Raw genomic sequence first — 24,869 nt, 5'->3', positions numbered from 1 at the left:
AGATATACTATTTACTAAAGTATTCTTCAACATCAGCGGCTTTTTCAGCCCTGGCAAAATAATAACCCTGATAATAATTACAATTATTTTTGATCAAGAAATCTAATTCCTCTTTTGTTTCTACACCTTCTGCTACTACTTCCAGCCCTAAATTGCTGCCCATCATGATAATTGTTTTAACTATGTTTAAATTACTGCGGTTGTGGACAAAAGATTTATCAATTTTTAATTTATCGAGAGCAAAACGATTTAAATATTCTAAAGAAGAATAACCTGTACCAAAATCATCAATAGAAATTCTAACACCCAGCTTTTTAAGGCGGTTTAAAATATCTACAGTATATTCTATATCTTTGATTACTGTCCGTTCTGTTATCTCGAGTTCTAAATATTTTGCCTCAAGCTGATGTTTTTTTAATAATTCATCTATATTTGAAACAAAATCATCCTGCTGAAATTGCTGAGGTGCAATATTTACAGCAGAAATCAAATCAGAATGTCCTTTATTGTGCCAGGTTTTCAGCTGACATAGTGCTTCATTTAAGACCCAGTCCCCCAGTTTTAAAATCATTCCACTTTCCTCAGCCAGTGGTATAAATTCTCCCGGTGATATTCTGCCTTTTTCTGGATGCTGCCAGCGAATTAGGGCTTCTACTCCGACAACTTTATTTGTCTTACTTTCCAGCTGTGGCTGATAATGAAGCTCAAATTCATCATTTTCGATGGCTTTTCTTAATTGGCTTTCTAAATTTAACCTACCTGAAAGTTGGCCCATCATTTCCTGATCAAAAAACTTAATACTATTTTTTTCGTCAACAAAATGCAGTGCCAGCCGTGATTTTCTAATTAATTCTGAACAACTTTCCTGATTTTCATTAACTGCAATTCCTAATTTCAGTTTTAAATAAATTAGATTATTGTTAACCTCATAGGGTTCTGAAAGATTATTTAAAATTTCCCCGGCAAATTCTCTGATTTCTGCTTTATCTTTATTAGAAGCAAAGTAGAAAACAAATTCATCACTTTTACGGGCAATTGTCATTTCTTCTGATAAATTTTTTCCCAGACGCTGATAAAGTTCCCGCAGTATTTCATTACCTTTTTGATAACCATAGTTGCTGTTAACTAAGGTCATGTTATCTGTAATCAAGGTGAATAAATAAATATGTTTATCATTTTCTGCATTTTCTTTTAAACTCTCAGAGAGATTGTTTTCCAGAAAATTCAAATTAGGAAGACCGGTCAGGGGATCATTATAAGTCAATTTCTTAATTCTTTTTAACATCTGATTAAACCCAGCAGCCAGACTTCCAAATTCATCTTCACTTTTAATATCCAATTTAAAATTAAGCTGACCTTTTTCCACTCTTTTAAATGCTGATACAATCTGCTTTAAATTTGAATTTATGTATTCTGAAATATCAAATATAATTAAAAATATAATTAAAACAATAATTGCAAAGCTAATTAAAAGCAGATAAATTGTCTCATCTCTAACATTTGAGATTTTAAGCAGTAGTCTATCTACAATATTATAATAACTGCTCTGATAACCTCCAGAGCCGACAAACATTTCAGTCCCGGAAATTTTTTGGATATAACTATACTTATTTTCCAGCATTCCATTCCGGGGATTATGATAAAGATAATTAAAGCGTCCTCCACCCTCCTGATTAATGATTCTAATCATATTTTTAACAATCGGAACTCCATTTATTTCTAAATCACTCCGATTTTTACCTTCTAAAGCGGGGGTAGGGGGTAAAGAAACAGTAGTTCCCTCTAAATCATAAATATAAAAATATACATCTTCAATATAGATGTCATCATTAAGTTCTGCCATCAGTAATCTCATATCTGATTCATTTAATTCCTCACCTCTGGCCTCTATTTCCTCCAGACGTAAATGATAGATCTCTGATAAGATTTCCGCCCTGCTTTTAACGAGGGTTTCATACTTGTCATATTTTCTTTCCAGTAATTCTTTTTCAATTAAAACCTGATTTTCCGCTGAAAGGTCTTCAAACTGATAAATAACAATTGCCAGCAAAAAAATCATAGCCAGAATAAAGCTGAGTCCAATTCCCAGTAGTATTTTATTTTGGATAGTTAAATTTTTTAGTATTCTCATTATTAGCTCCTATTTATATATACTCGTTCGCTTATTTGAGAAATTTTATCTGAATTTATTAACTTAATTATAACAGAAAAAATTACTTATATCCATTGTCAGGTTAGATTACTAAAATTTTATAACTGCAGAATAGAAAACCCTCCTCCTGCAGCAAAAGGAAGAGGGTATTTGAACAGTCTTTACTATTATCACTTATTACATCTATTAATTATCTAGATTAGAAACATCTAATCTATAAACTCCCATACCATTCTCATCAGTTTCTATAAACGAGATATTTGGAATTTCATATTCTTCGATATAGTCCATTGCTTCGGGATGAGAGCGGAATGTTACCTCACCAGCAGGATCAAAGGAACTGATTGACCAGTTATAATCTGGAGCAGGATTGATAGTGCCCTGAACTTCAATATAATCCATGATAATCTCTCTATTAACTACTCCACTGGGAGCATAAACCGGATCTTCTTCTACAGCGGGAGGGAAATCGCCACCTCCACCAGCACGATAATCATTTGTTACAACCAGGAATTCCATATCTTCATTTAATGCTTCTCCCTGATATTCTGCATTAACTATTCTTTCTCCTACTTCATTTGTTACATCAATTTCATATTCAATTCCATCAATCACATCAAAGTTATAGGCTGAAAATTCAGGGTTAAGCAGTTCCTGAGTTGACTCTGAATCTGGATCAATTCTATTGAAGTTTTCTGCACTTCGTTCCAGCCATTCAATTATCTGCTCACCATTCAAGTGCATTACCCTGATCTGGTTATCATAAATATAAATATCGGTAACATCACCGATTGTAACTCCTCCGGCCATAACTTCAGTAAAGTAATCAGCATCTTCTCTGCCAGCTCTAAATGGTGCTGCGGCAGAAAGAATTGGTAAATCCGAATATTCTCCTTCTGCAAACTCATCTTCTGCCCACCACAATTGAGCATCATTAATTATCTGGGTTACCGAAGAATCCATAACTCTTGCCAGATAGGAAGTAATATCCCTTTCTGTGTCTCCAATTGGTGTCCTCACATATTCGATTACATTTTCGTGAACATCCTGGGCAATTTCTTCAATTTCAGGATGAGATTCAACATCTTCATCAACTACTCTATGTCGGACCTGATGTCCTACAACTTCCCAGCTGCCCTTATTTTCTGCAATCTCTAAATCAATTATACCTAAGGCTGAACCCCAGGAACCGGGCATAACTGTTGGTACACCAAAAATTGTAGCTTCTTCTGCATTTACCCCCTCTAAATCTGCGTAGTCATCCGGAAAGGTTCCATGATGATGACCTGTAATTAGAGCATCTACCTCATCCATTTGAGCAATATAATAGGAGGCATTTTCCCTTGCATCATAGGAATCTACAGGAGCATCACTAATTCCAGAATGGGATAAAACTACCACAATATCAGTTTGTTGAGCAAGTTCGGGTATTACCTCTTCAGCCTGTTCCATAATATCTTTAATCACAACATTACCTTCCAGATGATCTTTACCCCAGCGCATAGACTGTGGTGGAACAAAACCAACAACTCCAATTCTTAAATCTTTGCCATTAATATTTTTAGTTATTATTGTATACGGATCAGTATAAAATTCATCTTCATTTTCAGCTAACATAATATTGGCTGATAAAAATGGAAAATCTGCACCAGCCATCGCTTTTTCTAAATAATCCAGACTGTAATCCTGGAGTTCATGATTTCCAATGGTTGCAGCATCATAGCCTGCATGATTATAGGCCTTAATTATTGTCTGGGTTTCACCTTCAGTAATTGGCTCAATCTGATATTCATATAGTCCAATTAAACTACCCTGAATCAGATCACCATTATCAAGCAGTAAAGTATTTGGATTATTGTTCCGTTCTTCTTCAATTAAAGTATAAATTTTAGAAAAGCCAATTGTTTCATCAACCTGATCTTCCATATAATCATAAGGCACTAAATATTGATGCACATCGGAAGTGGAAAGAATACTCAAAGTCTCAGCCGCCATTAAAACAGAGGAAAGAGCGAAAATTAAAATAAAAGTCAAAAACAGACTGAAAAACACTTTTCTTCCTTTTAACAATTTTATCACCCCTTTTAAAGTCTAAATCAATTTTATTAAATTTTGAATATTAAGTCAAATATTTATAAAAAAACAGCCTCAAGGGCTGCAATTAAAATTAATCATTTTTTTGATTTGAATTTTCCTTATTTTTTTCTTTAATTGCTTCTGACATCGTCTTTTTTAGAGTTTCCATCATATCTTCTTCACTATCAACACCCATAACTATGATATCCGGGCTGCCACCAAAGAAATGATCAAAAATTTCAAATACTAAAATACCTGCTAATAAAGCAGAAACTCCTAATTTAATTCCAAATTTTGTATATATTAGAGCAAAAGCTAGCGCAGAAAGAAAACCAATAATATATGACAGTTGATTTCTATGCTGAGTAATAAACATTGAGAGAAGATCTTTTAAAACTGCTAATTTTTTCTTGATAATATCACTTCTCCTTTAAAAGTTTTTCCTTAGAGTACCTATATAATATCAATGATAATTTTAATTGTCAAAATTAGAAGCGAAATACTTCATACTGGTTTTCTTTAATTCTTCTGTGGAATATAAAACTTGATAGTCTTCAATCTGGTATTTTTCCACCAGCTGGCCAATCTTCTTTTCCAGTTCCTCTTTATTTTTAGCGTGCATCATCGCATAAAAATTATAGGGCCAGTTTTGATAGGTCTTGCGCTGATAGCAGTGGCTTACTGCTTCTAGTTCAGAAATTTCTTTTCCAACCTCTTCAATCTCCTGTTTATTAAAATGACAGACAAACATCCCATTTGCCTGATAACCGGAATCCCTGTGGTGTAGAATAGCCGAAATTCTTTTTAAAATTTTTCTTTCTTTAAGTTTCTGTAATCTCGTTAAAAGTTCAGCTCTATCAATATTTAAATTATCAGCAATTTTTTGATAGGGATTTAAGGTCAGGGGTATATCAGTTTCTAAAGCCTTAATGATCTTTTTATCCAGTTCATCCACAATTTCCCCAAAATCGTTATCTGAAATATTATTCATGCTGATCACCGGCTTCCTCTTCCATTTTAAAAAATACATTTAACTTAAAAAACTTCTCTTTTGGCAGCTGATAGAGTTCGTTTACTCCCGGTAAAGCTTTAATTTGAGCCAGAAAATTTTCTCGATCAAGCTCACTGGCCGTTGAAAGGGTAAACCAGAGATTTAATTGATGATCTCTGCGGTAATTATGAGTTACACCTGAATGCTGATTGATAATTTCAGCCACCTGATAAAAGTTTTCTTCTTCCACTTCTAGAGCTATAAGAGTACTTTTATAGCCCAGCCTTGAAGATCTAAAGACCCCTCCCAGCCGACGAATAAAACCTTCTTTTTTAAGCTTTTTAATCCGCTGCAGCAGTTCGTCTGCTTCTATTTCCAGTTCTGCTGCTATTTTTTGAAAAGGCGAGGCTTCTAATTTTAAACCCGTCTGCAGTCTATCTAAAATTTTCTTATCAATTTTTTCCATAAAAACAGCTCCTAAATAAAATAAGCTCAGCCTATGATTTTCTAAACTGAGCTTAATAATTTATAAATTAAAGTATTTGAAATGAATTTATAGATTATGCTTTATTAAAGAAGATATCATTATAATAATCAGCTTCTCTTACTCTTTTATGAGTAAGGGAGGGATTTAAATTTTCTATAAATACTTCCAGCCACTTCGAGTAAAGCTGGTGCATTAACTCCATCTCAACCTCGGTCTGCTGCCAGAATTCCTGATGCAGACGGCTCTGATGTTTCCAGATGATCTTTCCTTCTTCTTTAACTGCTCCTGATAAGCGATCACAGGGCATTCTTTCTACAAAATGTTCATTTATAATTTCAAAAGCATCATCTAAATTAAACTCATCTACATTGTCTCTTATTTTAGCCTTTTCTGCAAGTCTTTCTGCCTGATCAGCATAAATATCTAAAAGTAAATCTTGATCATCGTATTTATCCATTAAGGCTGCTGCAACAGCTGCTTCTCTGCTCTGAGCATTACTAATTGCAGTTTCTAACCAGGGATGGATGTTGCTGCCAGCAATTAATTCTGCCAGCGGCTTATCTTCCTTTAAATCTCCGTACTGATCACGATAAGCAAAAATTAGATTATTAACCTCTTCTGTCGAATACTTATTAGCAAACTGCTCAACAATTTTCGCTTCCCGTTTTTCTACTATTTGAATCTGATTATATAACCACATGTGGACTGGGCCTAAAAATGCACTCATTATCAAAACTCCTTTTTTTAATATACTTATTTTATTAATATACTTGATTATTCTGCTCAAGTAATTATAGCATCTTTAAAAAGGAGTTTATATGATATGTGTCACAGAACTACAGACCAGTGTTTTTTATAGAACAAAAGGGATCAGCCTGCATGTAGTCACCACTGTAATAATAGGCTCTGGCTCTACAGCCTCTACAGCTGCTGCCATATTTACAGCTGCCGCATTTTCCTTCCCAGTCTAGAGTTCTCATCTCAGTTAAAGTTTTATTGTTTTCCCAGATAGATTTAAAACTTTCTTCTTTAACATTTCCTACTTTAAGATCAAGGTAGGCACAGGGCTGAACATCTCCAACAGGATTAACAATACAGTAACTTACACCTGCCAGACAGCCATTTCTGAATCGGGACTGAATATCCAGCTGATCAGCTGTAGCAATAAATTGAGGCGCACAGACCGGCTTAACTTCAATCTCTACCTCTTCTGATTTTTTCATAATTCTCTCTATAGCCTGCTGATATTCTTTTTTAGAAATTGCACTCTCTTCTATATACGCTGCTCTTCCTGTAGGGACCATAAAGAAAATATGAGCTGCTTTAGCCCCAATTTGAGCTGAATAATCTATTACAGATTCTAACTCATCCAGATTCCAATCCATAACAGTCATGTGAGTCTGAAAAGGAATTCCCACTTTTTTAAGTTCTACAAAAGCATTTTCCACCTTAGTAAAAAGTCCTTCTTCTCCCCGGAATTGATCGTGTTTTTCCGGAATGACGCTATCTAAACTGATACCAGCAGCCAGAACACCGGCCTCTTTTAATTTAACAGCGATTTCGGCATCAATTAATCCACCACCTGTTCCCAGCACTGGTCTGAGTCCAATTTCTGAGGCATAAGCCATTAACTCAAAAATGTCATTCCTTAAGAGTGGTTCACCACCAGAAAAAACCATTAAGTGAAAATTAGCTGCTTTAATCTGATCCAGCATTCTTTTAGCTTCAGCAGTATTTAATTCTTTTCCCATATCACTTCCTGCATCGCGATAGCAGTGAGGACAGCTTAAATGACATTTATTTGTAGAATTCCAGGATATGATATTCATCTATAAACCCCCCCAATTTCCTGATCGCTTAAATAACATCCGGGATCTGCGCCCCATAAATCACCAGCTGCATAGGCACGGGCTCTCAAATTACCATTACAGATTTCTAAAAATCGGCAGGCAGCACAGCGCCCCTTAAGATGTTTTTTTCTGTTTCTCATTTTATTTAGAAACTCATTATTCTGATCCTGCCAGATCTCAGAAAAGCTATTTTCTCTGATATTACCCAGTCTTATAAAACGGCTGAATTGATCTGCAAAAACGTCTCCCTGATGATCAATATTCGCAATTGCACTGCCGCTGCGGTTACCCCCACTTTTTAAAAGCTGGCTGTAAATATATTCAGCTTGCTCCGGCTCATTTTTTTTAGTTTTTAAATAAAGATAAGCTCCATCAGCGTGATTATCAACTGTTAATATTTCTCTGGGCTCTCCCTGATCGATAAAATACTGAGTCCAGTTTATAATTTTATCAATTGTCATCTTTTTATCCTGATCACTTAATTCAGCTTCCTTAATATTTTCTCCTCGACCTGAATAAACCAGATGATAGAAACAAATCCGGGGAATATTCTCCTTTTCAATCAGCTGAAAAAGCTCATCAACTTGCTGATAGTTTTCCTGATTAATAGTAAAACGAAGTCCTACCTTTTGATCATATTTTTGACAGTTTTGAATACCCTCTAAAGCAGCATTAAAGGCTCCTTTTTTACCGCGAAATTGATCATTAACTGTTTTCATTCCATCAAGGCTGATTCCAATATAACTAACTCCCAGAGATTTTAATTCCTGAACCATTTTTTCCGTCAGCAGAGTTCCATTTGTAGATAAAACTACCCTTAAGTCTCTGCTTTTAGCCTTTTTTATCAATTTAAATAAGTCCGGGCGCAGCAGTGGTTCTCCTCCCGACAAAAGTAAAACCGGGACTTTAAAATCAGCCAGCTGATCAATTAAAGCAAAAGCCTCTTTTGTATTTAAAGTTTCGACTTTTTTAGCTGCTGTAGAATTTGAATAACAGTGTTTGCAGTTTAAATTACACTGAGAATTAATATTCCAGGCAACAACTGGTCCCAGTCCAGGTCGGGTTCCAATTGATGACTGACTGCAGTCTTTATCATAGCGCAGCTGATCTCCATAAGTATTAAATTCTGTTAGCATTTTAGTTATATTAAACATATTTTACCTCTAATCGATAGTGATTGTATGGGTGCATTTAAATATTCCTCCTGCTTTTAATCGCTTTATTCCTTCTTTTTCTTCTAGCTTACCACTGCTGTTAACGGAATCAGCAATTCCCTGCCAGGGTTCAATACAGATAAAAGGGGCCGCGGCCGATTGAGACCAGATTCCTAAATAGGGAAAGTTATTAAATTCAACCTGAACTTCTCTATTTGATTTTCTGCTCTTTAAAGTTATTTTTTCTGATTTTAGATCTTTAAAAACCAGGGCATCATCTTTAAAAATATCCGGCTGCAGCTCTAATATTTTAGAATTACTGAGTACCTTAACTTTTTCATTATTTAGTAAACCTGAATCCAGTAAATATTTATCTGCATTTTCTTCTTTTTCAAACTCTAAATAATAATCAGCTTTGCTTTCATTTTCAGCAAGCGGCCAATAAAAAGCCGGATGAGCTCCTATAGAAAAATACATGTCTTTTTGATCCTGATTAATAACCCGATAAGTTACAGCAAGAGAATTTTCTTTAATTGTATATTTAATCTCCAGTCTAAATCTAAAAGGATACTTTTTTAATGTTTCCCTATTTTCCTCCAGAGCATAAGTCAAAAAATTCTTATCCTGATCTACTAATTCAAACTCATTATCTCTGGCAAAACCATGCTGAGTCATTTGATATTCCTGTCCATTATATAAATATTTGTCATTTTTTAAGCGGCCAACAATCGGAAATAATACAGGTGCCCTTCTACCCCAGTATTTAGAATCTCCATGCCACAAATAATTTTTCTGATCCTCTTTTAAAATTAATTTCTGCAGCTGAGCTCCCTGAGTATCCACTTTAATTTTAATCTCATTATTTTCAAGCTTAGAAATCATAAATCATACCTCCTGAGCTTTTTTCTATTTACAAAATTAGTATTAAAAAATTTAATAAACTTATTCGATTTATTAAGATTATATAATAGATAAGCTGATTTTAAAAGAAAGTAACAGTTATTTATCTTAATTTTTTTATTTTTTTGCCTGAAACTTATTTTATTTCTTAAAAAAAGAAGGATTTTTTTATTTTAACAAGAATATATTAAATATGCTAAAACGATTTCGGATTATCTTATTATTTTCACTTTAGCTTTAAAGATCAATGATTTAAAGAAATTAATTATAATTTTAGAGAGGAGTTTTATTGTGAAATATGGTTATTTTGATGACAAAAATAAGGAATATGTAATTGAAAGACCTGACACACCTTATCCCTGGATTAACTACTTAGGATCGGAAGAGTTTTTTGGTTTAATTTCTAATACTGCTGGAGGTTACAGTTTTTATAAAGATGCCAGCAAGCGCCGTCTAACCCGTTACCGCTATAATAATGTACCCACAGATGCTGGAGGTCGCTATTATTATATCTATGAAAATGGTAGCTACTTTTCTCCAGGCTGGGCTCCTCAAAAGTCTGAACTGGATAGTTATGAATGCAGACATGGAATGGGATATACTGTAATTAAGTCAGAAAAAAATGATTTAAAAATTGAAATGAAATTCTTTGTACCTCAGGGAGATAACACGGAGCTGCATCAGATTAAAATTAAAAATCTGAGTCAAAAGAAAAGAAAACTTAAACTCTTTTCATTTTTAGAATTCTGCCTCTATGATGCCGAAGATGACATGACAAATTTCCAGCGTAATTTTAATACAGGAGAAGTTGAAGTAGATGGCTCAACAATTTATCATAAAACAGAGTACAGAGAAAGAAGAAATCACTATACTTTCTTTACAGTTAATCAAAAAATTAGTGGGTTCGATACAGACCGGGAAAGTTTTTTAGGTTTATATAACAGCTTTGCTGAACCACAGGTTTTAGAAGCTGGAAAATCAAATGATTCTATTGCTCACGGCTGGTCTCCAATCGCTTCTCACTTTCTAGAAGTTGAACTGGAAGCTGGAGAAGAAAAAGAATTGATTTTCCAGCTGGGATATATAGAAAACAAAGATGAAGAAAAATGGGAAAGCCCGGGAGTTATTAATAAGGACAAAGCAGAAAAACTTATGGAAAAATATAACAGTACAGCCAAAGTTGAAAAAGCCTTTGATCAGTTAAATCAACACTGGGAAAAACTGCTTTCTTCTTTTTCACTTGAACATTCGGATCCCAAATTAGAAAGAATGGTTAATACCTGGAATCAGTATCAGAATATGGTTACCTATAATTTAGCTCGTTCTGCCTCTTATTTTGAATCAGGTATCAGCCGTGGTATAGGATTTAGAGATTCCAATCAGGACTTACTGGGGTCAGCTCATTTAATCCCCGAACGAGTTAAACAGCGAATCAAAGATCTGGCAGTAACTCAGTTTGAAGATGGCAGTGCTTTTCATCAGTATCAACCGTTAACCAAAAAAGGAAATGACAAAATAGGCAGCGGCTTTAATGATGACCCTCTCTGGTTAATTTTTGCTGTTGCTGCTTATATTAAAGAAACTGGAGATTATTCTATACTGGAAGCAGAAGTTCCTTTTAATAGCGACAAAAAAGCTACGATCTTTGATCACCTGGAAGCTTCATTTATGCATGTGGTTAATAATTTAGGTCCCCATGACTTACCTCTAATTGGTCATGCTGACTGGAATGACTGCTTAAATTTAAGCGCCTTTTCTGAAAAACCAGGAGAATCATTCCAGACAGTAAGTAATAAAGATGATAGCTCAGCTGAATCAGTAATGATTGCAGGTATGTTTTTAACTGCCGGTCCTGATTTTGTACATCTAGCTGAAAAGGTAGGTGAAAATGGATTAGCTAAAAAAGCCAGAACAGAGTTAGAAAAAATGAAAAAAGCTGTTAATAAAGCCGGTCGCGATGAAGAATGGTTCTTAAGAGCTTACGACTATTATGGTGATAAAGTTGGAGCAAAAGGTAATCAATATGCAGAAATCTTTATTGAACCTCAGGGATTTTGTATTATGGGAGGTCTGGGCCTTGAAGATGGATTTGCTGAAAAAACTTTAAATTCAGTTAACCAAAGATTGAATTCTGAACACGGATTAATGATCCTGGATCCTACAATTAAAGAATATCAAATTAATCTGGGAGAAGTTAGTTCCTATCCCCCCGGCTATAAAGAAAATGGTGCTATCTTCTGCCACAATAATCCCTGGGTTATGATTGCCGAAACAATTATTGGTAATGGAGACCGCGCTTTTGAATATTACAGTAAAATTGCTCCTGCTTACAGGGAAAAAATTAGTGATCTGCATCGAACTGAACCTTATGTTTATTCTCAAATGATTGCCGGTCAGGATGCGGCCAGTTTTGGGGAAGCTAAAAACTCCTGGTTAACCGGGACAGCTGCCTGGAACTTTGTAGCTATTACCCAGTGGATACTTGGAATCAGACCTGAATTTGAGGGTTTAAAAATTGATCCCTGTATTCCTGAAGATTGGAATGGTTTTAAAGTACAGAGAAAGTTTAGAGGCTCTAAATTTGAGATTGAAGTAAAAAATCCGGAGCATGTTAGCAAAGGAGTTAAGGAAATATTTGTTGAAGGCGAAAAAATTGAAGGTCAAATATTGAAAGACTTTGATAAAGGTCCAGTTAAAGTAGAAGTTATAATGGGATAAAATTTAATTAATCAAAAAAGCGGACAGGACTTTAAAACTTTGAGTCCTGTCCTTTATATTTTGTGAAAGATTAGTATATTTCTTGCATTATTTTAAGGTAGAGTTTATTATTATAATATACTTTAAAAGAAATGAGGAATTTTTATGAAATTAGCTTATCGAAAAATCATTTCCTTTGTTTTAACTATAATGACAAATATTTTGAGTTTCTTCTTTTTAATGCAGTTATTTACTCTTGTCAAAACAACAATGCTGCAGGCAGGTTATAACGAAGGAGGAGGTGTTTCTCAGTTCATTAGAGTATTTACTGGTATTCCTCTGTTTTTAATTCTTGGAATTGCCTGGATGGGATTTTTTATTTATACTTTTTATTATTATGAAAAGGGAGCAGAAAAGAGAAATCTTATCAAAAGATTCCTCTTCATTACAGGCTGGGAAATATTAGTTATCCCTATTATTGTTATTATTTATCAGCTTTTTTTACCAATTCCAACCAGAGCTATAGATTTTGTTTTAATTGCTGTACCATTTATTGGAGGTCTGATTTCTATTTATGCCTCTAAAAATTTTGATATTGATTTTTAATTTAATTAAATTTTCTATTTAAAAGGATTAAATTCCGTATAATTTTCTACATTAACCCAATTTGTTTTAACTGCCCACTCAAGATCAAGATCCGATAATAATTTTCTTTCTGCAAAGGCCTGATCTATTAGTTGATCAATACCAGGTAGAACAGTCTGATATTCTCCATCCTCATTAGTGAATTCTTCTACCAGCTCCTGCGGGATTGTTCTAATCTTTTGAGCAGAATCATAGGCGCCATTAATTGCAACTACAAAACTTCTTGTATTTTTCGAAGTGCAGTATAAGTTTTCAATTAAACCAAGATGCTTATCTGCTGCAATCCTGAAAACTTCTTTATGGGGATCCAGACCTTCATTATCCAGCTCTATGACTTTGCCATTATTTAATTCAATTTTTGTTTCTTCTGCTTCCATATGCCATTCTATTTTACCCTCTGTCCCCACAATTTCCATATAGGGATGTCGCATTTTCTCTGGAACATGAGTTACATAAAAATAAATCTTAGTTCCGGTAGTAGTTTCAGCTTCCAGACAGGAATTATCATCAGACTCAATATAGCTGTGGGCTCTGTATAATTCAGCTCTGACTCTTTTCAACTGCGCTGAACTCTGCATATCCTGACCTGCCAGGTAAATCATGTTATTTAAATAATGGGCAAAAGCATTATGCATCGGTCCATCCAGAACCAACTTTCCCATTTCAACACTTGTTCCGGCCCAGTTATTCCGATCATAATATGATTTGAATCGAGGCCAGAATCCTTTGGCGGCTATTTCTTTGATTTCACCCAATTTACCTTCTAAAATAAACTGTTTGATCTTTCTAATTGTATTTGAATGGATAAATTGAAAACCAATAGAAGTAAATCTACCGGTTTCTTTTTCGGTTTTGATCATTGCATCTAATTGCTGAACTGTTGGTGCCGGTGGCTTTTCTAATAAAATATCAAAACCTGCTTTCATCCCTTTAATCGCTATTTCTGCATGAGTTGGAATAGATACCGGAAGACCAATTACATCAACTGAAGTCTTTGCTTCTTTTAATAAATTTTCATAAGAACTATAAATTTCTATTCCTTTATGTCTCAATTCTCTCACTTTTTCAGCATTTTTTACCTGATCCTTTACTACAACGGCAGTCAGTTTAATTTTTCCTTCAGCTTCCAATTCTTCAATATTATGAAGATAACTATCGGCAAAATTACGTACACCAACAACGGCAAACCCTACTTCTGACATCTAAAATCCCTCCCAGGTTATTTGTAAAACTCCTGCCATCCGAATAATCATTGACAGGAGTTAATTTCATTTCTTCAACACTCAAAATAATTATTTTTTAGAATAATACCTCTGCATCTCATAAAAAGCAAGTTTTTTATGGCTCTTATCAGCAGAAAGTAATCCTTTGCGGTTATATCCCTTTTGATATTTATTTGTTCTTCTGGGGCAGCGGAAATCAAATAAAATCCAGGGGCTTAATCCTTTGATATATTCAATATCATCCAGTACTTCTGTCTGTTTTTGATAAACCTGAAGCTGATAATCTTCGGTAAATAGATCATCTTTTGTTCCCCGTTCTCCACTCAAGGCCCCGGCTCCAAATTCAGTTATAATTACTGGTTTATCTGGCTTAGAATTTTCCATACAGTCACTAAGTTTTGAAAAATCAGGTTCATACCAGCCATAATATTCGTTCTGACCAATTATATCCAGATATTCTGTCAGTCGGTCAGCAATTCTATTATTTTCTTCATCTACCAGACAGGCTGCAGAGATCAATCTCGTTGGATCAACTTCCCTGGCCTTTTTAACCAGATCACTCATAAATTTAAGTCTTTGATCTGTATCCTGATTCTCATTCCCCACTGACCAGATAATTACACTGGCCCGATTATGATCTCTTTTTATTAACTCCAGCAGTTGATTTTCGGCATCCTGACAGGTCATTGGATTAGCGAAATCTATGGCCCAATAAACAGGTATTTCCTCCCAGAGCATAACCCCCATTTGATCCGCTATTTTTGCCACCTGATAACTGTGAGGATAATGAGCCAGGCGGATATAATTGCAGTTCATTTCTTTGGCCAATTTGATATTTTCTATGATTTCTGCTTCAGTTACAGCTTTGCCGCTGCTTACACTCTCTTCGTGGGTTGAAATTCCCTTAAGATAAATTTTTTCTCCGTTTAGGTAAATATCTCGCCCCTGAACAGAAATCTGTCTGAGGCCAATTTCTTCTTCAATTTTGTCTCTGCCAAAACTTACAATCACCTTATATAATTTAGGATTATCAGGACTCCAGAGTTCTGGCTGGGCCGCAAAAATAATTTTTCCGCTGCCATTTTTTACAGTAATCGTTTGTTCAATATTTAATTCTGGTATTTTAAGTTCTGCTTCACCAGCTGAAATCAAACCAGCTACTTCAACTCCAAAATCTAGCTCAGTCAAAGAATCCTCTGCCAGGGAGAGGGAAAAATCTTTAATATAGCTGTCTGGAAGTCTAAGTAGTTCAACATCTCGATAAAGACCACCATAATTAAACCAGTCGGTATTTGTAGTTGGTACCGCTTCTCTGCGTCTGGTATTATCCACAACTATCTGCAGGCTATTTTCTTTTTCCAGTTCTTCAGTTACCTCCAGCATAAAAGGAGTTGATCCACCCTGATGATGTCCTAAAAACTTTTTATTTAAAAATATGTAGCTGTCATAATTGGCAGCACCAAGTTTTAAAAAAACCCTCTTTTCGCCGTGATTTATATATTTAAAATCTCTGCTGTAGACTGCAGGTCCCTCATAATAGAGATACTTATCTGATTGAGTGTTCCAGCAGGCCGGGACTTTTATTTCTTCCCAGTTATTAAAATCATGATCCTGAGGATATTCTCTTCCACCCTGATCTTCTTTTTTGTTTTTGTACCAGCTGGCTCTTAAAAAAGTATCATACTGGTCTATCTGAAAATTCCAGCTGCCGTTTAATGACTCTTTTTCTCGATTAATATCATAAATCAATGAATTATGATCAATTAATGGTTCAAAATATTTGGTTTTGTAATCTTCATCATGAATATCACTAACAAAGTTATCTGAGCTGTTTTTTTCCATCTTTATCTCCCTCTTATCTCTCTAATTAGTCTTATTTAATCTTATCAACCCTAATTAAATATATAATCCAACTCCGACAATGTAGCTTAACTTTTAAAGTGAATGATCAGCCTGAGCATTTTCCCCTGACCAGATCTTCTTTGCTGACCAGTCTTCTGCAGGAGTTGACCAGAATTCAGAATTATTATCCAGCCCCAGAGGCATAAAAACTTCACTGGCCAGATAGAGACTGCCTGTATTAATATATTCCTCTCCCAAATCCGGCTGCTTCCCATAAAGTCCAATGGTTAACCAGCCCTCCTGATCAAACATATTTTTGGCTGACATTACTTTTTTGATCACTGCAGTTAGAGCAGTTCTAACCTGGGCTGGATTCAAAGAAGCTGGCAGCTGATTGATTAAAGCAAGCTGGGATAAAAGTTGAAAAACCCCAAATCTATAGGTTATCGATCGTCCTAGAGGTGGATATGTACCATCAGGAGCAATCATTTTTTCTAAAATTTCACCATAACGTCTGGCTCTAGTTATAATTTTTGCTTCCATCTCGGCAATTTCGGAATCCTTATCCTGCATCACCTTAATAATATCGAGCATCATCGGCTGAATAACAAAACTATTGTAGTAATCAAAATGAAATTCAGGCCCATCACCATAAACTCCATCCCCCAGATACCAGTTCTGATGTTCTCTCAAAGCATAATCAATTCTGACTGAATCATAATCCTCTCCCATAAAAGCAAGTGCAGCCTCTACCACTGCAGAAAAAAGAAGCCAGTTACAGTAATATGGCTTAATCTGGCGGCTGCTTTTTAAGGCTCTGACTAAATTTTCTTTTGTCGAAGAATCCAATTTATGCCAGAGTTCCTGGGGGGCCCTGATTATTGCCTGGGCTAAAAAAGCAGTATCCACCAGGGGTTGTCTAATCTGATCATTAAAAACCATATAATCTGCTGAATCAGGATCAACTGCTGCTCTAATAGAATCCCGGGCCATCTGAGAATATTCTTCAAGTTTTTCCTTTTCTGAGTCTGTTAAATCTGCATCTTTGGAATTTAATTCAAGCCAGGGAGCAATCCCACTTAAACTGCGGCCAAAAGCCTCCAGGTAACTATACTTAACTCTCTCTTTACTGCTGGCAACAGGCATTTTTTCTTTTAACTTTTCCTGACTTAAATTTTTTAAGACAGGATCAACAATCTGCAGCATTGTTTCTAACCAATATTTTCTATCTGTCATAATGAATCTCTCCAATTAAAATATTTATCATATTAAAATGTGTTTATTATTATACCATAATTAAGACTAACTTTTAATCCCTGACATTGCAATTCCTTCTACAAAGTATTTCTGCAGGAATAAGAAAATTATTATTACCGGAACTACTGCCACTACAGAAGCTGCCATAATTAAAGCATAATCAGAAGAATATTGAGTCATAAATTTCATTATCCCCAGCTGGATAGTTTTATTACTGTCCGAAGATAAATATATTAATGGTCCCAGATAATCATTCCAGACAAATACAAACTGGAAAATTGCCAGAGTTGCCAGAGCCGGTTTGGCCAGAGGTAACACAATTCTAGTAAATATTCCAAAGTTATTTAAACCATCAATTCTGGCTGCCTCACTCAGTTCATTGGGAATACTCATAAAAAATTGTCTTAATAAAAATACCCCAAAAGGAGTAAATGCCTGAATCAGAACCAGAGCCCAGAGTGAATCACTTAAACCAATATTCCTAATTATCATAAATTGAGGAATCATAATGACCTGAAACGGTACTGCAATAGTACCAATATATAAAAGAAATAATAAGTTGCGCTCTGGAAATTCAATTTTAGAAAAAGCATATGCTGCCAGACTACTTGTAAAAAGGCTTAAGCCTGTAACTACCAGCGTTAGAAAAATAGTATTCTTATAATATGTTAAAAAATCAATCTGCCGCCAGATTTCTATATAATTATGCCACTGAGGATTATCAGGAATCCAGTTAATTGGATACTCAAAAACCTGAACGTTAGTTTTTAAAGATGCTGAAAGCATCCAGGCAAAGGGCATAACCATACCTGCAGCCCCAATTATTAATAAAATATAAACGATTATTTTTTTAGTTTTTGACATTTTAACTTTTTCACCTCCAAATTATCCGGTATAATTAACCCATTTTTCTTCTTTTTTAAACTGAAAAATCGTGATTGCTAATACTATAAAAAATAATACAAAAGCAATTGCTGAAGCATAACCAAATCTATTGTAGACAAAGGCCTGATTATAAATATAATAAACTAAAACATTACTTGAACGTCCAGGGCCTCCGCCTGTCATAACCATAACTTGAGTAAATACTTTAAATGATCCAATTAAAAGCATTATACTAACAAAAAATGTAGTAGGTGTTAACATTGGCAGAGTAATATACTTAAATTTCTGCCAGGAATTTGCTCCATCGATTGTTGCTGCTTCATAAAGATGGGATGGTATTCCCTGTAAACCTGCAAGATAAATAACCATATAATAACCTATTTGTTTCCAGACACTCATAATAATAATTGCAATCATTGACCAGTCAGTTGATGCTGTCCAACCAGGGGGATTGTTAATTCCAACATTTCTTAAAAAACTATTTATCGGCCCCATTGAAGGACTGTAAAGCATATTCCAGACTATTGCAACCGCCACCATAGAAGTAATATAAGGAATAAAATACATTGTTCTTAAAAATTTAACACCTTTAATGATTTTATTTAATAAAATTGCCAGCCCCAGAGAAATCACCATAGTTGAAGGCACTGCAACAAGGCTAAAAAAGATTGTATTTTTTAGTGCAATCCTGAAGGTTGAATCAGTAAACATATAAGTAAAGTTTTGAAGTCCAACAAAACGCATTGGATTAGAAAAGTCCCAGCGGACAAAACAAAGGAAAAAGGCAATTGCGATTGGAATTAAAGTAAAAACAAAAAAACCTATAAAATTAGGTAATAGAAAAAAATAAGCAGTTTTTCTATTACGACTTGTTAATACACCAGAATCACTGCTTTTAAATATATTATTAAAGAAACTATTAATAAATTTCATATTTTCCGGTTTCCCGGTCACCTCCTGCTGCTATTTAATAAACTGGACGAGTTAATAATTAACTCGTCCAGAGAAGTTACTATTTACCAGTTTAATTCCATGTCAATTCTTTTTTCTATATTCTCAATCCCCTCTTCTACAGATACCTCATTTAACATAATTAATTCATGCTCTTCCTGAATAATTGAACTAATTACACCTGCATTAGGAGCAGGAGGGAATTCCAGGATTAACTGCTTTGCTTCCAGAGCTGCAGAAGCATTTTCGGGGAATCCATCTGCAGAAGTATATACATCCAGAACATCTTCAGTCTTTACTGCTGGTAATACTCCATGTTTTGCAAAGATCTTGGCACCTTCTTCACTTCCTGCAAATTTAATAAACTCCCAGGCTTCATCTTTTTTATCACTATTTGCATTAATCGCCATTGGAGTTACAATTGCAATTGCAGAATCCGGTTCTTCCATATCATCCCAGTGAGGTGATTTGGCAATACCCCAGTTCATATCATGTCTGCCCGCTTTACCATCTGAAATAAGCTGACCAATTCCCCAAGTTCCAATATACATCATTCCCACTCTACCAGACTGGAACTGAGTCCGATAATGAGCACTAGAAGTTGTAGCTTCACCGTAAGGCATTACAGATTGATCTTCATACTGCATTTTTAAATATAACTCATAACCAGGAGCTAAAAAGTCATAATCTTCTCCATTTGCAAGAGTATATTCACCTTCAGCTTTTAAAACACCTAAGTTTGTAGCTAGAGACATCCAGGGCTGAATATAAGCTCCATAAATCTTATTACTACCCTCACCACTAGCTACAGCATCAGCTTTTTCTCTAAATTCAGGCCAGGTCATATCATTTGTTGGATATTCAACTCCTGCTTCATCAAAGAGGTCTTTATTATAATACAATATCCAGTTATCAGTTCTAAATGGAATAGCATAGTATTCACCATCAACCTGAATTTCTTCCATCAAACCACTGTAAACAGAAGTATCAAAATTGTCCTGCTCCATGTATTTACCCAAAGGTTCCAGGTGATTCATTCGTATAAAGTTAGAATATCCGGGCATATCTTTAACAGCAAAAATATCAAGATCTTCTCCACCGGAAAGCATTACGGTCAGTTTATCACCATAATCCTGAGATGTAACATCAACTACCTCAACTTCAATATCAGGATTTTGCTCTTCAAAAACTTCAATTAATTCATGATACTCTGGTGACATATCATAATCCCACAACACTAAACGTAGAGTTGTTTGAGCACCTACCGACAGAGTTGTTAACAGTAAAATAGAGATTATTAAAATAAAACTAATCAACAAAGACTTTTTCATAAAAATTTCTCCCCCTTAATATTTTTTTGTTCTGTGTTTATTATATAGAGAAAAACTTAAGAGAGAAATGCAGTATTTTAATAATTCATATACAAATCTCATTAAATTAAGAATATTTAATTTTCAAAAAATAAAGTCTAGTTCTTCCTATACTATTTTTAGATAACCTATAAAATTTTAATATTCATTAATTTTTTCTATATTCAGTCGGACTCAAACCGGTGACTTTTTTGAAAACACGGCTAAAATAATAAGGATTATTATATCAGGTTTGATCAGCAATTTCATATATTTTTAATTTTTTGTCTTTTAATAATTCTCTCGCTTCAGAAATTCTAAGCTGATTTAAATACTCTATAAAACTAATCCCACTTTTTTCTGTAAAAAGATAACTCAAATAACCGGAACTAATATTTATTTCCTGGGCCACTCTTTCTAAACTTAAGTCTTCACTATAATTATTTTTGAGATATTTTTTAGCTGCTAAAATAAGGTAATTTTCCTGTTTTTTATCCATATAAACTTTAAGTTTTTCTGACAAATTATGCATCCAATTAATTAAATCATTATTGTTAGTTATTGAATCTATATTTTGATATAAATTATCACTCCCACAGAGCTGTTCAATTACCTCTAAAGTTAAATTTTTTTCTAAAGAACCTGTTATCTTAAAATATAAGTGAATGGCATCATTTCGACTAATAAAATTTTCTTTGATTTTTGTAATAACTTTTTCAAGCAGCAAAACAGCTCTTTTTATTTCCTTATATTCAAGACATTCATCAAATTGGACAGCAAAATTACTTATAAAATCAGTTGTTCCTAACTTATTAATTTTATCCAGATTTTGATAATGAATTGCTTTTCCTTCTCCACATCTAAAACTATAGTCTAAGCACTCTGAACATTCAATAAATGCTTCGCTTAATTGAAGAAATTTATTCTTTTGACTGCTGATAGCAATTGTAATTGAAAGGGAAAAATAATTTTTAACCATTTTATGCAGGCGCAAATTTAGATTACCTATTTTTTCTTTTTCAGTTACTAGATCTTTATCTAAATTTAAAAAAACTACAATTTCTCCCCAATTATTCATAAAAGAAACTGCATTAAAAAAATCACTAACAATTTCATCAACAATTTCGATAATGGAGTTTTCATAAAGATATATATCACCCTGACTAAATTTTTCTAATACCTCTTTTTCATCTATTTTTATTGTTAGACACAGAATTTTATCCTCTATTAAATTAATTTTTAGTTCTTCAAAAATCTTTTTTATCTGCTTTTCATCAGCTATTTTAGCTGCAATAATTTTTTGAAGACTTTTCTTTTTTATCTCAGCTAAGCTGTTAAGCCGGGGCTGATAATCCATATTTTGTTTGCCTGAAGTTATACTTTCAGCAGCATTTTCCAGTGATTTTAAGAGTTCCTTTTCGTCCAGTTCCAACTTGAGTAGATAATCTACTGCCCCCAGTTTCATTGCTTTTTTTACCAGCTTAAAATCATCAAAACTGCTTAAAACTATAAATTTAGTAGCTAGATTCATTTCCCTAACTTCCTGAATTAAAGTTATTCCATCTTTAAGCGGCATTTTAATATCTACAATAACTATTTCTGGTTTCCTCTCTCTAATTAAATTTAATCCTTCCTGGCCGTTGGATGCTTCTGCAATAATTTGATAGCCATTTTCTTCCCAATTAATTAAGGATTTAAGACCTACTCTTACTAAAACTTCATCATCAATTAACATCACCTTAACCATTATTGTTACCCCCTAAAAGTTTATCGGTAATATGACAACTACTTCTGTAAATTCTCCTGCTGCACTATTAATCTTAAGTCCATATTCAGCTCCATAATTCATTTTTATTCGCTGCTGAACATTCTGAAGTCCAATCCCATTTAAGTCATGTTTATGTTCGATTTTCTTCTTTTCATTTAAAAGTTCAGTTATCTGTTCTCTGGTCATCCCAATCCCATTATCATAAACCTTAATCTGCAGCAGATCACAATTTTTAGTATTTTCAATTCTTGTGATTTCAACTTTGATTAAATCTGCTTCTTCCTTTGCTTCTATCCCGTGAAAAATTGCATTTTCTACTAGAGGTTGTAAAATAAATTTAATAATTTTAGATTTCAATAACTCAGGATCTTTAATATCTTTTTTGAATTTAATTCTGCCACTATAGCGAATTTCCTGAATATAAACATAATCATCCAGAATCTCTAACTCTTCTGCTAGAGTAATTTCTTTATTTGTATCTGCCGAAAGGTTGCGCAGTAATCTCCCCAGAGCTACAACCATTTTTTTGATACTAACTGCTCCATGGACTGCTGCCATCCATTTAATAGAATTTAAAGTATTATATAAAAAATGGGGATTAATCTGGTTTTGAAGTGCTTTTAATTCAAATCTTCTTTTCTCTTCTTCCTCATCTTTTATTTTATTCATTAAGATTTTTATGCTTTCCGCCATCGTATTAATCTTTGAGCCTAAAATCCCCAGTTCATCCTGACCTTCAATATGCTTGTTCTGGTCAAAAACTCCCAGTGAAATCTGATTAACCTGTCGTACTATTTTTTTGAGCGGTTCTGTTAGATTATTTGAAAGATAGATTATTAACAGGGTAGTCAAAATTAGACTTACCAAAAAAATCATTAAAGAAGTATAGGTTAATACTCTATTTTGTTCTGCCAGAACTGTCATCGGCAGAACTTCTACCACTGACCAGTTATTCTGACTCAGCTCCTGAAATACATAGAGGGTTTCAACTCCATTATTTCCAATTCTAAAATAGCCCTGATCCTGATTCATAATATTATTTACTTTACTCTGAAACTGCTGATTATTTAAAAATATATTTTCCTGATCTGAGGCCAGTATTTTTTGATTATGATCAATAGTATAATATTCTTTAATCTCTGAATCATTACTATCATTATAAATATCAGTAATTAAACTTTCTTTAAATGCAACAAAAACCCAACCAATTTTTTTATATGAAGTCTCATGAAAAATTGGTCGGATAACCGGGATTACATTTTCATAATTACTAATCAGAGCTGGATTATCTATCAAACCAGGCCAGAAAACTGAGTTGTTAACATTCATACCTGATTCAAACCAGTTTTGAGACTTAATTTCTTCAACTTCAATCATTGATCCATCTGCAGCCAATTTAAATTCTTTTCCGTTATTGCCTACAATTATTAGTGAAGCAACATAATTTTCGAGAGGAGAGTTGTTAAGATGTAAATTAATCTGCTTATATACTTCGAGATCTTCACTTGAAGTCTTAGTGTTATTGTTAGTTAATATTTGATTGAAATTTGAATTAAGATAAAACCAGTCGGTAAATTTGTTTGCCATTGTAATTCTTTCTTCTACATTATTTTTTATATAATCAAGATCATTAACTGCTGTTTTTAAGATATTTTCTTCATAAATATTGCTTGTATTATAATAATAAAAGAAGGTAATAAACATTGAAGGTATAATAGTTACAAAAATAAAATATAGAATTATCCGATTTTTTAACTTTTTTATTTTCATTTTAAACTCCTATCTTTTGATATCAAATAGAAAAAAGCAGAAGAGCCATAATCCTTGACTCTAACTGCTTGATTTAAACAATCTAAAATTTGCTTTATTTAGTTTCAAGGTTTTTGTAAAATATTTACTGTTTTATTTTTCTGATCGAATCTCTATATTTTAATTCTACAGGATAAATAAACTGTCTTTTTTGATCAGCAGTATTTTTGTTTTTTATCATCTCAACAAACAATTCTACTGCTTTTCTGGCCAGAGTTCTTTTGGGAATATCCACTGTGGTTAAAGCCGGACTAAAATATTCACTGATTTCAATATTATCAAAACCACTGACCGATATTTCTGCAGGTACTTTAATATCATTTTTTTGTAAACATTGAACTAAGCCTACTGCTACTTGATCATTAAAACAGACCACACCCGTCGGTCTTTTCTCAGCTTTAATAATTTTTTTGGCAGCTATTGTCCCAACTCGATAGCCATCATTCCAGCCAGTATTATAAATAAAATCATCCTGCAACTTAAAATTATTTTCCTGGAATGCTTTTTTATAACCCATAAATCTCTCTGATTCAATATTACCTACATAGGCAATTTTCTTGTGCCCCATAGTAATAAATTTATTAACCATCATTTGACTACCGGCTTTTCTATCTGATAAAACTGTGGCTATTGCTTCAGAGTTATATTTATTTATTCTATCAATATATACTATTCCAAGTCCTTCTTCATATAAATCAAAAATTTTGTGGTCAAGTTCTAAACTTTCTTTATAACGAGTCACTAGCATTGCATAAAAATATTTAAGCATTGTCAAATTTGAGTTATTGGTAAAGTATACTATCTACAGAATATTCAGTCACTACCCTATCCTT

At 33.8% G+C, this 24,869-nt stretch carries 20 protein-coding genes and 1 pseudogene; 2 read left to right on the top strand and 19 right to left on the bottom strand.

What is annotated here, in order from left to right; translation table 11 throughout:
• Positions 1 to 7: 7 nt before the first annotated feature.
• The 9 genes from C7958_RS13715 to C7958_RS13675 form a co-directional block, all read right to left on the bottom strand.
• Positions 8 to 2,131 carry an EAL domain-containing protein gene (locus C7958_RS13715; RefSeq protein ID WP_111573250.1) on the bottom strand — a complete coding sequence of 708 codons (2,124 nt, stop codon included), beginning with the start codon at positions 2,129 to 2,131 and terminating at the stop codon, positions 8 to 10.
• Between the two features lie 207 nt (positions 2,132 to 2,338).
• Complete coding sequence (locus C7958_RS13710) at positions 2,339 to 4,222, bottom strand: bifunctional 2',3'-cyclic-nucleotide 2'-phosphodiesterase/3'-nucleotidase (RefSeq protein ID WP_111573249.1); 1,884 nt, start codon at positions 4,220 to 4,222, stop codon at positions 2,339 to 2,341.
• A 97-nt stretch (positions 4,223 to 4,319) separates the two neighbouring features.
• A complete protein-coding gene (locus tag C7958_RS13705) occupies positions 4,320 to 4,604 on the bottom strand; it encodes a hypothetical protein (RefSeq protein ID WP_111573248.1) in 285 nt (94 codons plus the stop codon).
• A gap of 99 nt (positions 4,605 to 4,703) precedes the next feature.
• On the bottom strand, positions 4,704 to 5,219 hold the full coding sequence (ahbB, locus tag C7958_RS13700; protein WP_181453830.1) for a siroheme decarboxylase subunit beta: 516 nt from the start codon (positions 5,217 to 5,219) through the stop codon (positions 4,704 to 4,706).
• Positions 5,212 to 5,685 (bottom strand): siroheme decarboxylase subunit alpha, encoded by a 474-nt coding sequence (gene ahbA, locus C7958_RS13695; protein WP_111573247.1) that lies wholly within the window; start codon positions 5,683 to 5,685, stop codon positions 5,212 to 5,214. The genes ahbB and ahbA overlap by 8 nt, the downstream gene beginning before the upstream one ends.
• Before the next feature lie 94 nt (positions 5,686 to 5,779).
• Positions 5,780 to 6,433: a hypothetical protein gene (locus tag C7958_RS13690; RefSeq protein ID WP_111573246.1), complete on the bottom strand. Its 654-nt coding sequence runs from the start codon at positions 6,431 to 6,433 to the stop codon at positions 5,780 to 5,782.
• Between the two features lie 109 nt (positions 6,434 to 6,542).
• On the bottom strand, positions 6,543 to 7,535 hold the full coding sequence (locus tag C7958_RS13685; RefSeq protein WP_111573245.1) for a radical SAM/SPASM domain-containing protein: 993 nt from the start codon (positions 7,533 to 7,535) through the stop codon (positions 6,543 to 6,545).
• The gene (locus C7958_RS13680; protein WP_111573244.1) at positions 7,532 to 8,710 is read right to left on the bottom strand and encodes a radical SAM/SPASM domain-containing protein; all 1,179 of its coding nucleotides are present in this window, start codon (positions 8,708 to 8,710) and stop codon (positions 7,532 to 7,534) included. The genes C7958_RS13685 and C7958_RS13680 overlap by 4 nt, the downstream gene beginning before the upstream one ends.
• A gap of 9 nt (positions 8,711 to 8,719) precedes the next feature.
• Positions 8,720 to 9,592, bottom strand: coding sequence for an aldose 1-epimerase family protein (locus C7958_RS13675; RefSeq protein ID WP_111573243.1), 873 nt, complete (start codon positions 9,590 to 9,592; stop codon positions 8,720 to 8,722).
• Positions 9,593 to 9,901: 309 nt separating this feature from the next.
• Between C7958_RS13675 and C7958_RS13670 the strand changes: the two genes are divergently transcribed.
• Together C7958_RS13670 and C7958_RS13665 are read left to right on the top strand one after the other, a co-directional pair.
• Entirely contained in the window at positions 9,902 to 12,328 is a 2,427-nt protein-coding gene (locus C7958_RS13670) for a GH36-type glycosyl hydrolase domain-containing protein (RefSeq protein ID WP_111573242.1), read from the top strand.
• Between the two features lie 144 nt (positions 12,329 to 12,472).
• On the top strand, positions 12,473 to 12,913 hold the full coding sequence (locus tag C7958_RS13665; RefSeq protein WP_111573241.1) for a hypothetical protein: 441 nt from the start codon (positions 12,473 to 12,475) through the stop codon (positions 12,911 to 12,913).
• A gap of 14 nt (positions 12,914 to 12,927) precedes the next feature.
• On the opposite strand, the gene C7958_RS13660 is transcribed toward C7958_RS13665, so the two are convergent.
• The 10 genes and pseudogenes from C7958_RS13660 to C7958_RS13615 all read right to left on the bottom strand — a co-directional run bounded on the left by C7958_RS13660 (position 12,928) and on the right by C7958_RS13615 (position 24,805).
• A complete protein-coding gene (locus C7958_RS13660) occupies positions 12,928 to 14,154 on the bottom strand; it encodes a Gfo/Idh/MocA family protein (protein WP_111573240.1) in 1,227 nt (408 codons plus the stop codon).
• A gap of 90 nt (positions 14,155 to 14,244) precedes the next feature.
• Positions 14,245 to 16,017 (bottom strand): glycoside hydrolase family 2 protein, encoded by a 1,773-nt coding sequence (locus tag C7958_RS13655; protein ID WP_111573239.1) that lies wholly within the window; start codon positions 16,015 to 16,017, stop codon positions 14,245 to 14,247.
• Between the two features lie 93 nt (positions 16,018 to 16,110).
• Entirely contained in the window at positions 16,111 to 17,253 is a 1,143-nt protein-coding gene (locus tag C7958_RS13650) for a DUF2264 domain-containing protein (protein ID WP_208320781.1), read from the bottom strand.
• A gap of 66 nt (positions 17,254 to 17,319) precedes the next feature.
• Positions 17,320 to 18,138: a carbohydrate ABC transporter permease gene (locus tag C7958_RS13645; protein WP_111573237.1), complete on the bottom strand. Its 819-nt coding sequence runs from the start codon at positions 18,136 to 18,138 to the stop codon at positions 17,320 to 17,322.
• 21 nt (positions 18,139 to 18,159) lie between these two features.
• The gene (locus C7958_RS13640) at positions 18,160 to 19,092 is read right to left on the bottom strand and encodes a carbohydrate ABC transporter permease (RefSeq protein ID WP_111573236.1); all 933 of its coding nucleotides are present in this window, start codon (positions 19,090 to 19,092) and stop codon (positions 18,160 to 18,162) included.
• A gap of 83 nt (positions 19,093 to 19,175) precedes the next feature.
• Positions 19,176 to 20,441 (bottom strand): ABC transporter substrate-binding protein, encoded by a 1,266-nt coding sequence (locus C7958_RS13635; protein ID WP_111573235.1) that lies wholly within the window; start codon positions 20,439 to 20,441, stop codon positions 19,176 to 19,178.
• A 187-nt stretch (positions 20,442 to 20,628) separates the two neighbouring features.
• Positions 20,629 to 20,700, bottom strand: a pseudogene (locus C7958_RS16155) (AraC family transcriptional regulator); the annotation flags it as partial.
• 6 nt (positions 20,701 to 20,706) lie between these two features.
• The gene (locus C7958_RS13625; protein WP_111573234.1) at positions 20,707 to 22,206 is read right to left on the bottom strand and encodes a response regulator transcription factor; all 1,500 of its coding nucleotides are present in this window, start codon (positions 22,204 to 22,206) and stop codon (positions 20,707 to 20,709) included.
• Positions 22,207 to 22,218: 12 nt separating this feature from the next.
• A complete protein-coding gene (locus C7958_RS13620) occupies positions 22,219 to 23,997 on the bottom strand; it encodes a sensor histidine kinase (RefSeq protein ID WP_111573233.1) in 1,779 nt (592 codons plus the stop codon).
• Positions 23,998 to 24,121: 124 nt separating this feature from the next.
• A complete protein-coding gene (locus C7958_RS13615) occupies positions 24,122 to 24,805 on the bottom strand; it encodes a substrate-binding domain-containing protein (protein ID WP_111573232.1) in 684 nt (227 codons plus the stop codon).
• Positions 24,806 to 24,869 lie beyond the last annotated feature (64 nt).

It is taken from the genome of Halanaerobium saccharolyticum (assembly GCF_003259895.1).
Lineage (GTDB): Bacteria > Bacillota > Halanaerobiia > Halanaerobiales > Halanaerobiaceae > Halanaerobium > Halanaerobium saccharolyticum_A.
The sequence above is the reverse complement of the archived record's forward strand: the minus strand, read 5'-3'. Positions and strand labels throughout refer to the sequence as shown.

What these genes read in the sequence shown, in the direction of transcription:
- C7958_RS13645 (WP_111573237.1), bottom strand. Translation starts at nt 18,138, where the DNA reads ATGTCAAAAACTAAAAAAATAATCGTTTATATTTTATTAATAATTGGG.
- C7958_RS13650 (WP_208320781.1), bottom strand. Translation starts at nt 17,253, where the DNA reads ATGACAGATAGAAAATATTGGTTAGAAACAATGCTGCAGATTGTTGAT.
- ahbA (WP_111573247.1), bottom strand. Translation starts at nt 5,685, where the DNA reads ATGGAAAAAATTGATAAGAAAATTTTAGATAGACTGCAGACGGGTTTA.
- C7958_RS13625 (WP_111573234.1), bottom strand. Translation starts at nt 22,206, where the DNA reads ATGGTTAAGGTGATGTTAATTGATGATGAAGTTTTAGTAAGAGTAGGT.
- C7958_RS13615 (WP_111573232.1), bottom strand. Translation starts at nt 24,805, where the DNA reads ATGCTTAAATATTTTTATGCAATGCTAGTGACTCGTTATAAAGAAAGT.
- C7958_RS13690 (WP_111573246.1), bottom strand. Translation starts at nt 6,433, where the DNA reads ATGAGTGCATTTTTAGGCCCAGTCCACATGTGGTTATATAATCAGATT.
- C7958_RS13685 (WP_111573245.1), bottom strand. Translation starts at nt 7,535, where the DNA reads ATGAATATCATATCCTGGAATTCTACAAATAAATGTCATTTAAGCTGT.
- ahbB (WP_181453830.1), bottom strand. Translation starts at nt 5,219, where the DNA reads ATGAATAATATTTCAGATAACGATTTTGGGGAAATTGTGGATGAACTG.
- C7958_RS13640 (WP_111573236.1), bottom strand. Translation starts at nt 19,092, where the DNA reads ATGAAATTTATTAATAGTTTCTTTAATAATATATTTAAAAGCAGTGAT.
- C7958_RS13705 (WP_111573248.1), bottom strand. Translation starts at nt 4,604, where the DNA reads ATGTTTATTACTCAGCATAGAAATCAACTGTCATATATTATTGGTTTT.
- C7958_RS13660 (WP_111573240.1), bottom strand. Translation starts at nt 14,154, where the DNA reads ATGTCAGAAGTAGGGTTTGCCGTTGTTGGTGTACGTAATTTTGCCGAT.
- C7958_RS13620 (WP_111573233.1), bottom strand. Translation starts at nt 23,997, where the DNA reads ATGAAAATAAAAAAGTTAAAAAATCGGATAATTCTATATTTTATTTTT.
- C7958_RS13675 (WP_111573243.1), bottom strand. Translation starts at nt 9,592, where the DNA reads ATGATTTCTAAGCTTGAAAATAATGAGATTAAAATTAAAGTGGATACT.
- C7958_RS13655 (WP_111573239.1), bottom strand. Translation starts at nt 16,017, where the DNA reads ATGGAAAAAAACAGCTCAGATAACTTTGTTAGTGATATTCATGATGAA.
- C7958_RS13715 (WP_111573250.1), bottom strand. Translation starts at nt 2,131, where the DNA reads ATGAGAATACTAAAAAATTTAACTATCCAAAATAAAATACTACTGGGA.
- C7958_RS13680 (WP_111573244.1), bottom strand. Translation starts at nt 8,710, where the DNA reads ATGTTTAATATAACTAAAATGCTAACAGAATTTAATACTTATGGAGAT.
- C7958_RS13665 (WP_111573241.1), top strand. Translation starts at nt 12,473, where the DNA reads ATGAAATTAGCTTATCGAAAAATCATTTCCTTTGTTTTAACTATAATG.
- C7958_RS13635 (WP_111573235.1), bottom strand. Translation starts at nt 20,441, where the DNA reads ATGAAAAAGTCTTTGTTGATTAGTTTTATTTTAATAATCTCTATTTTA.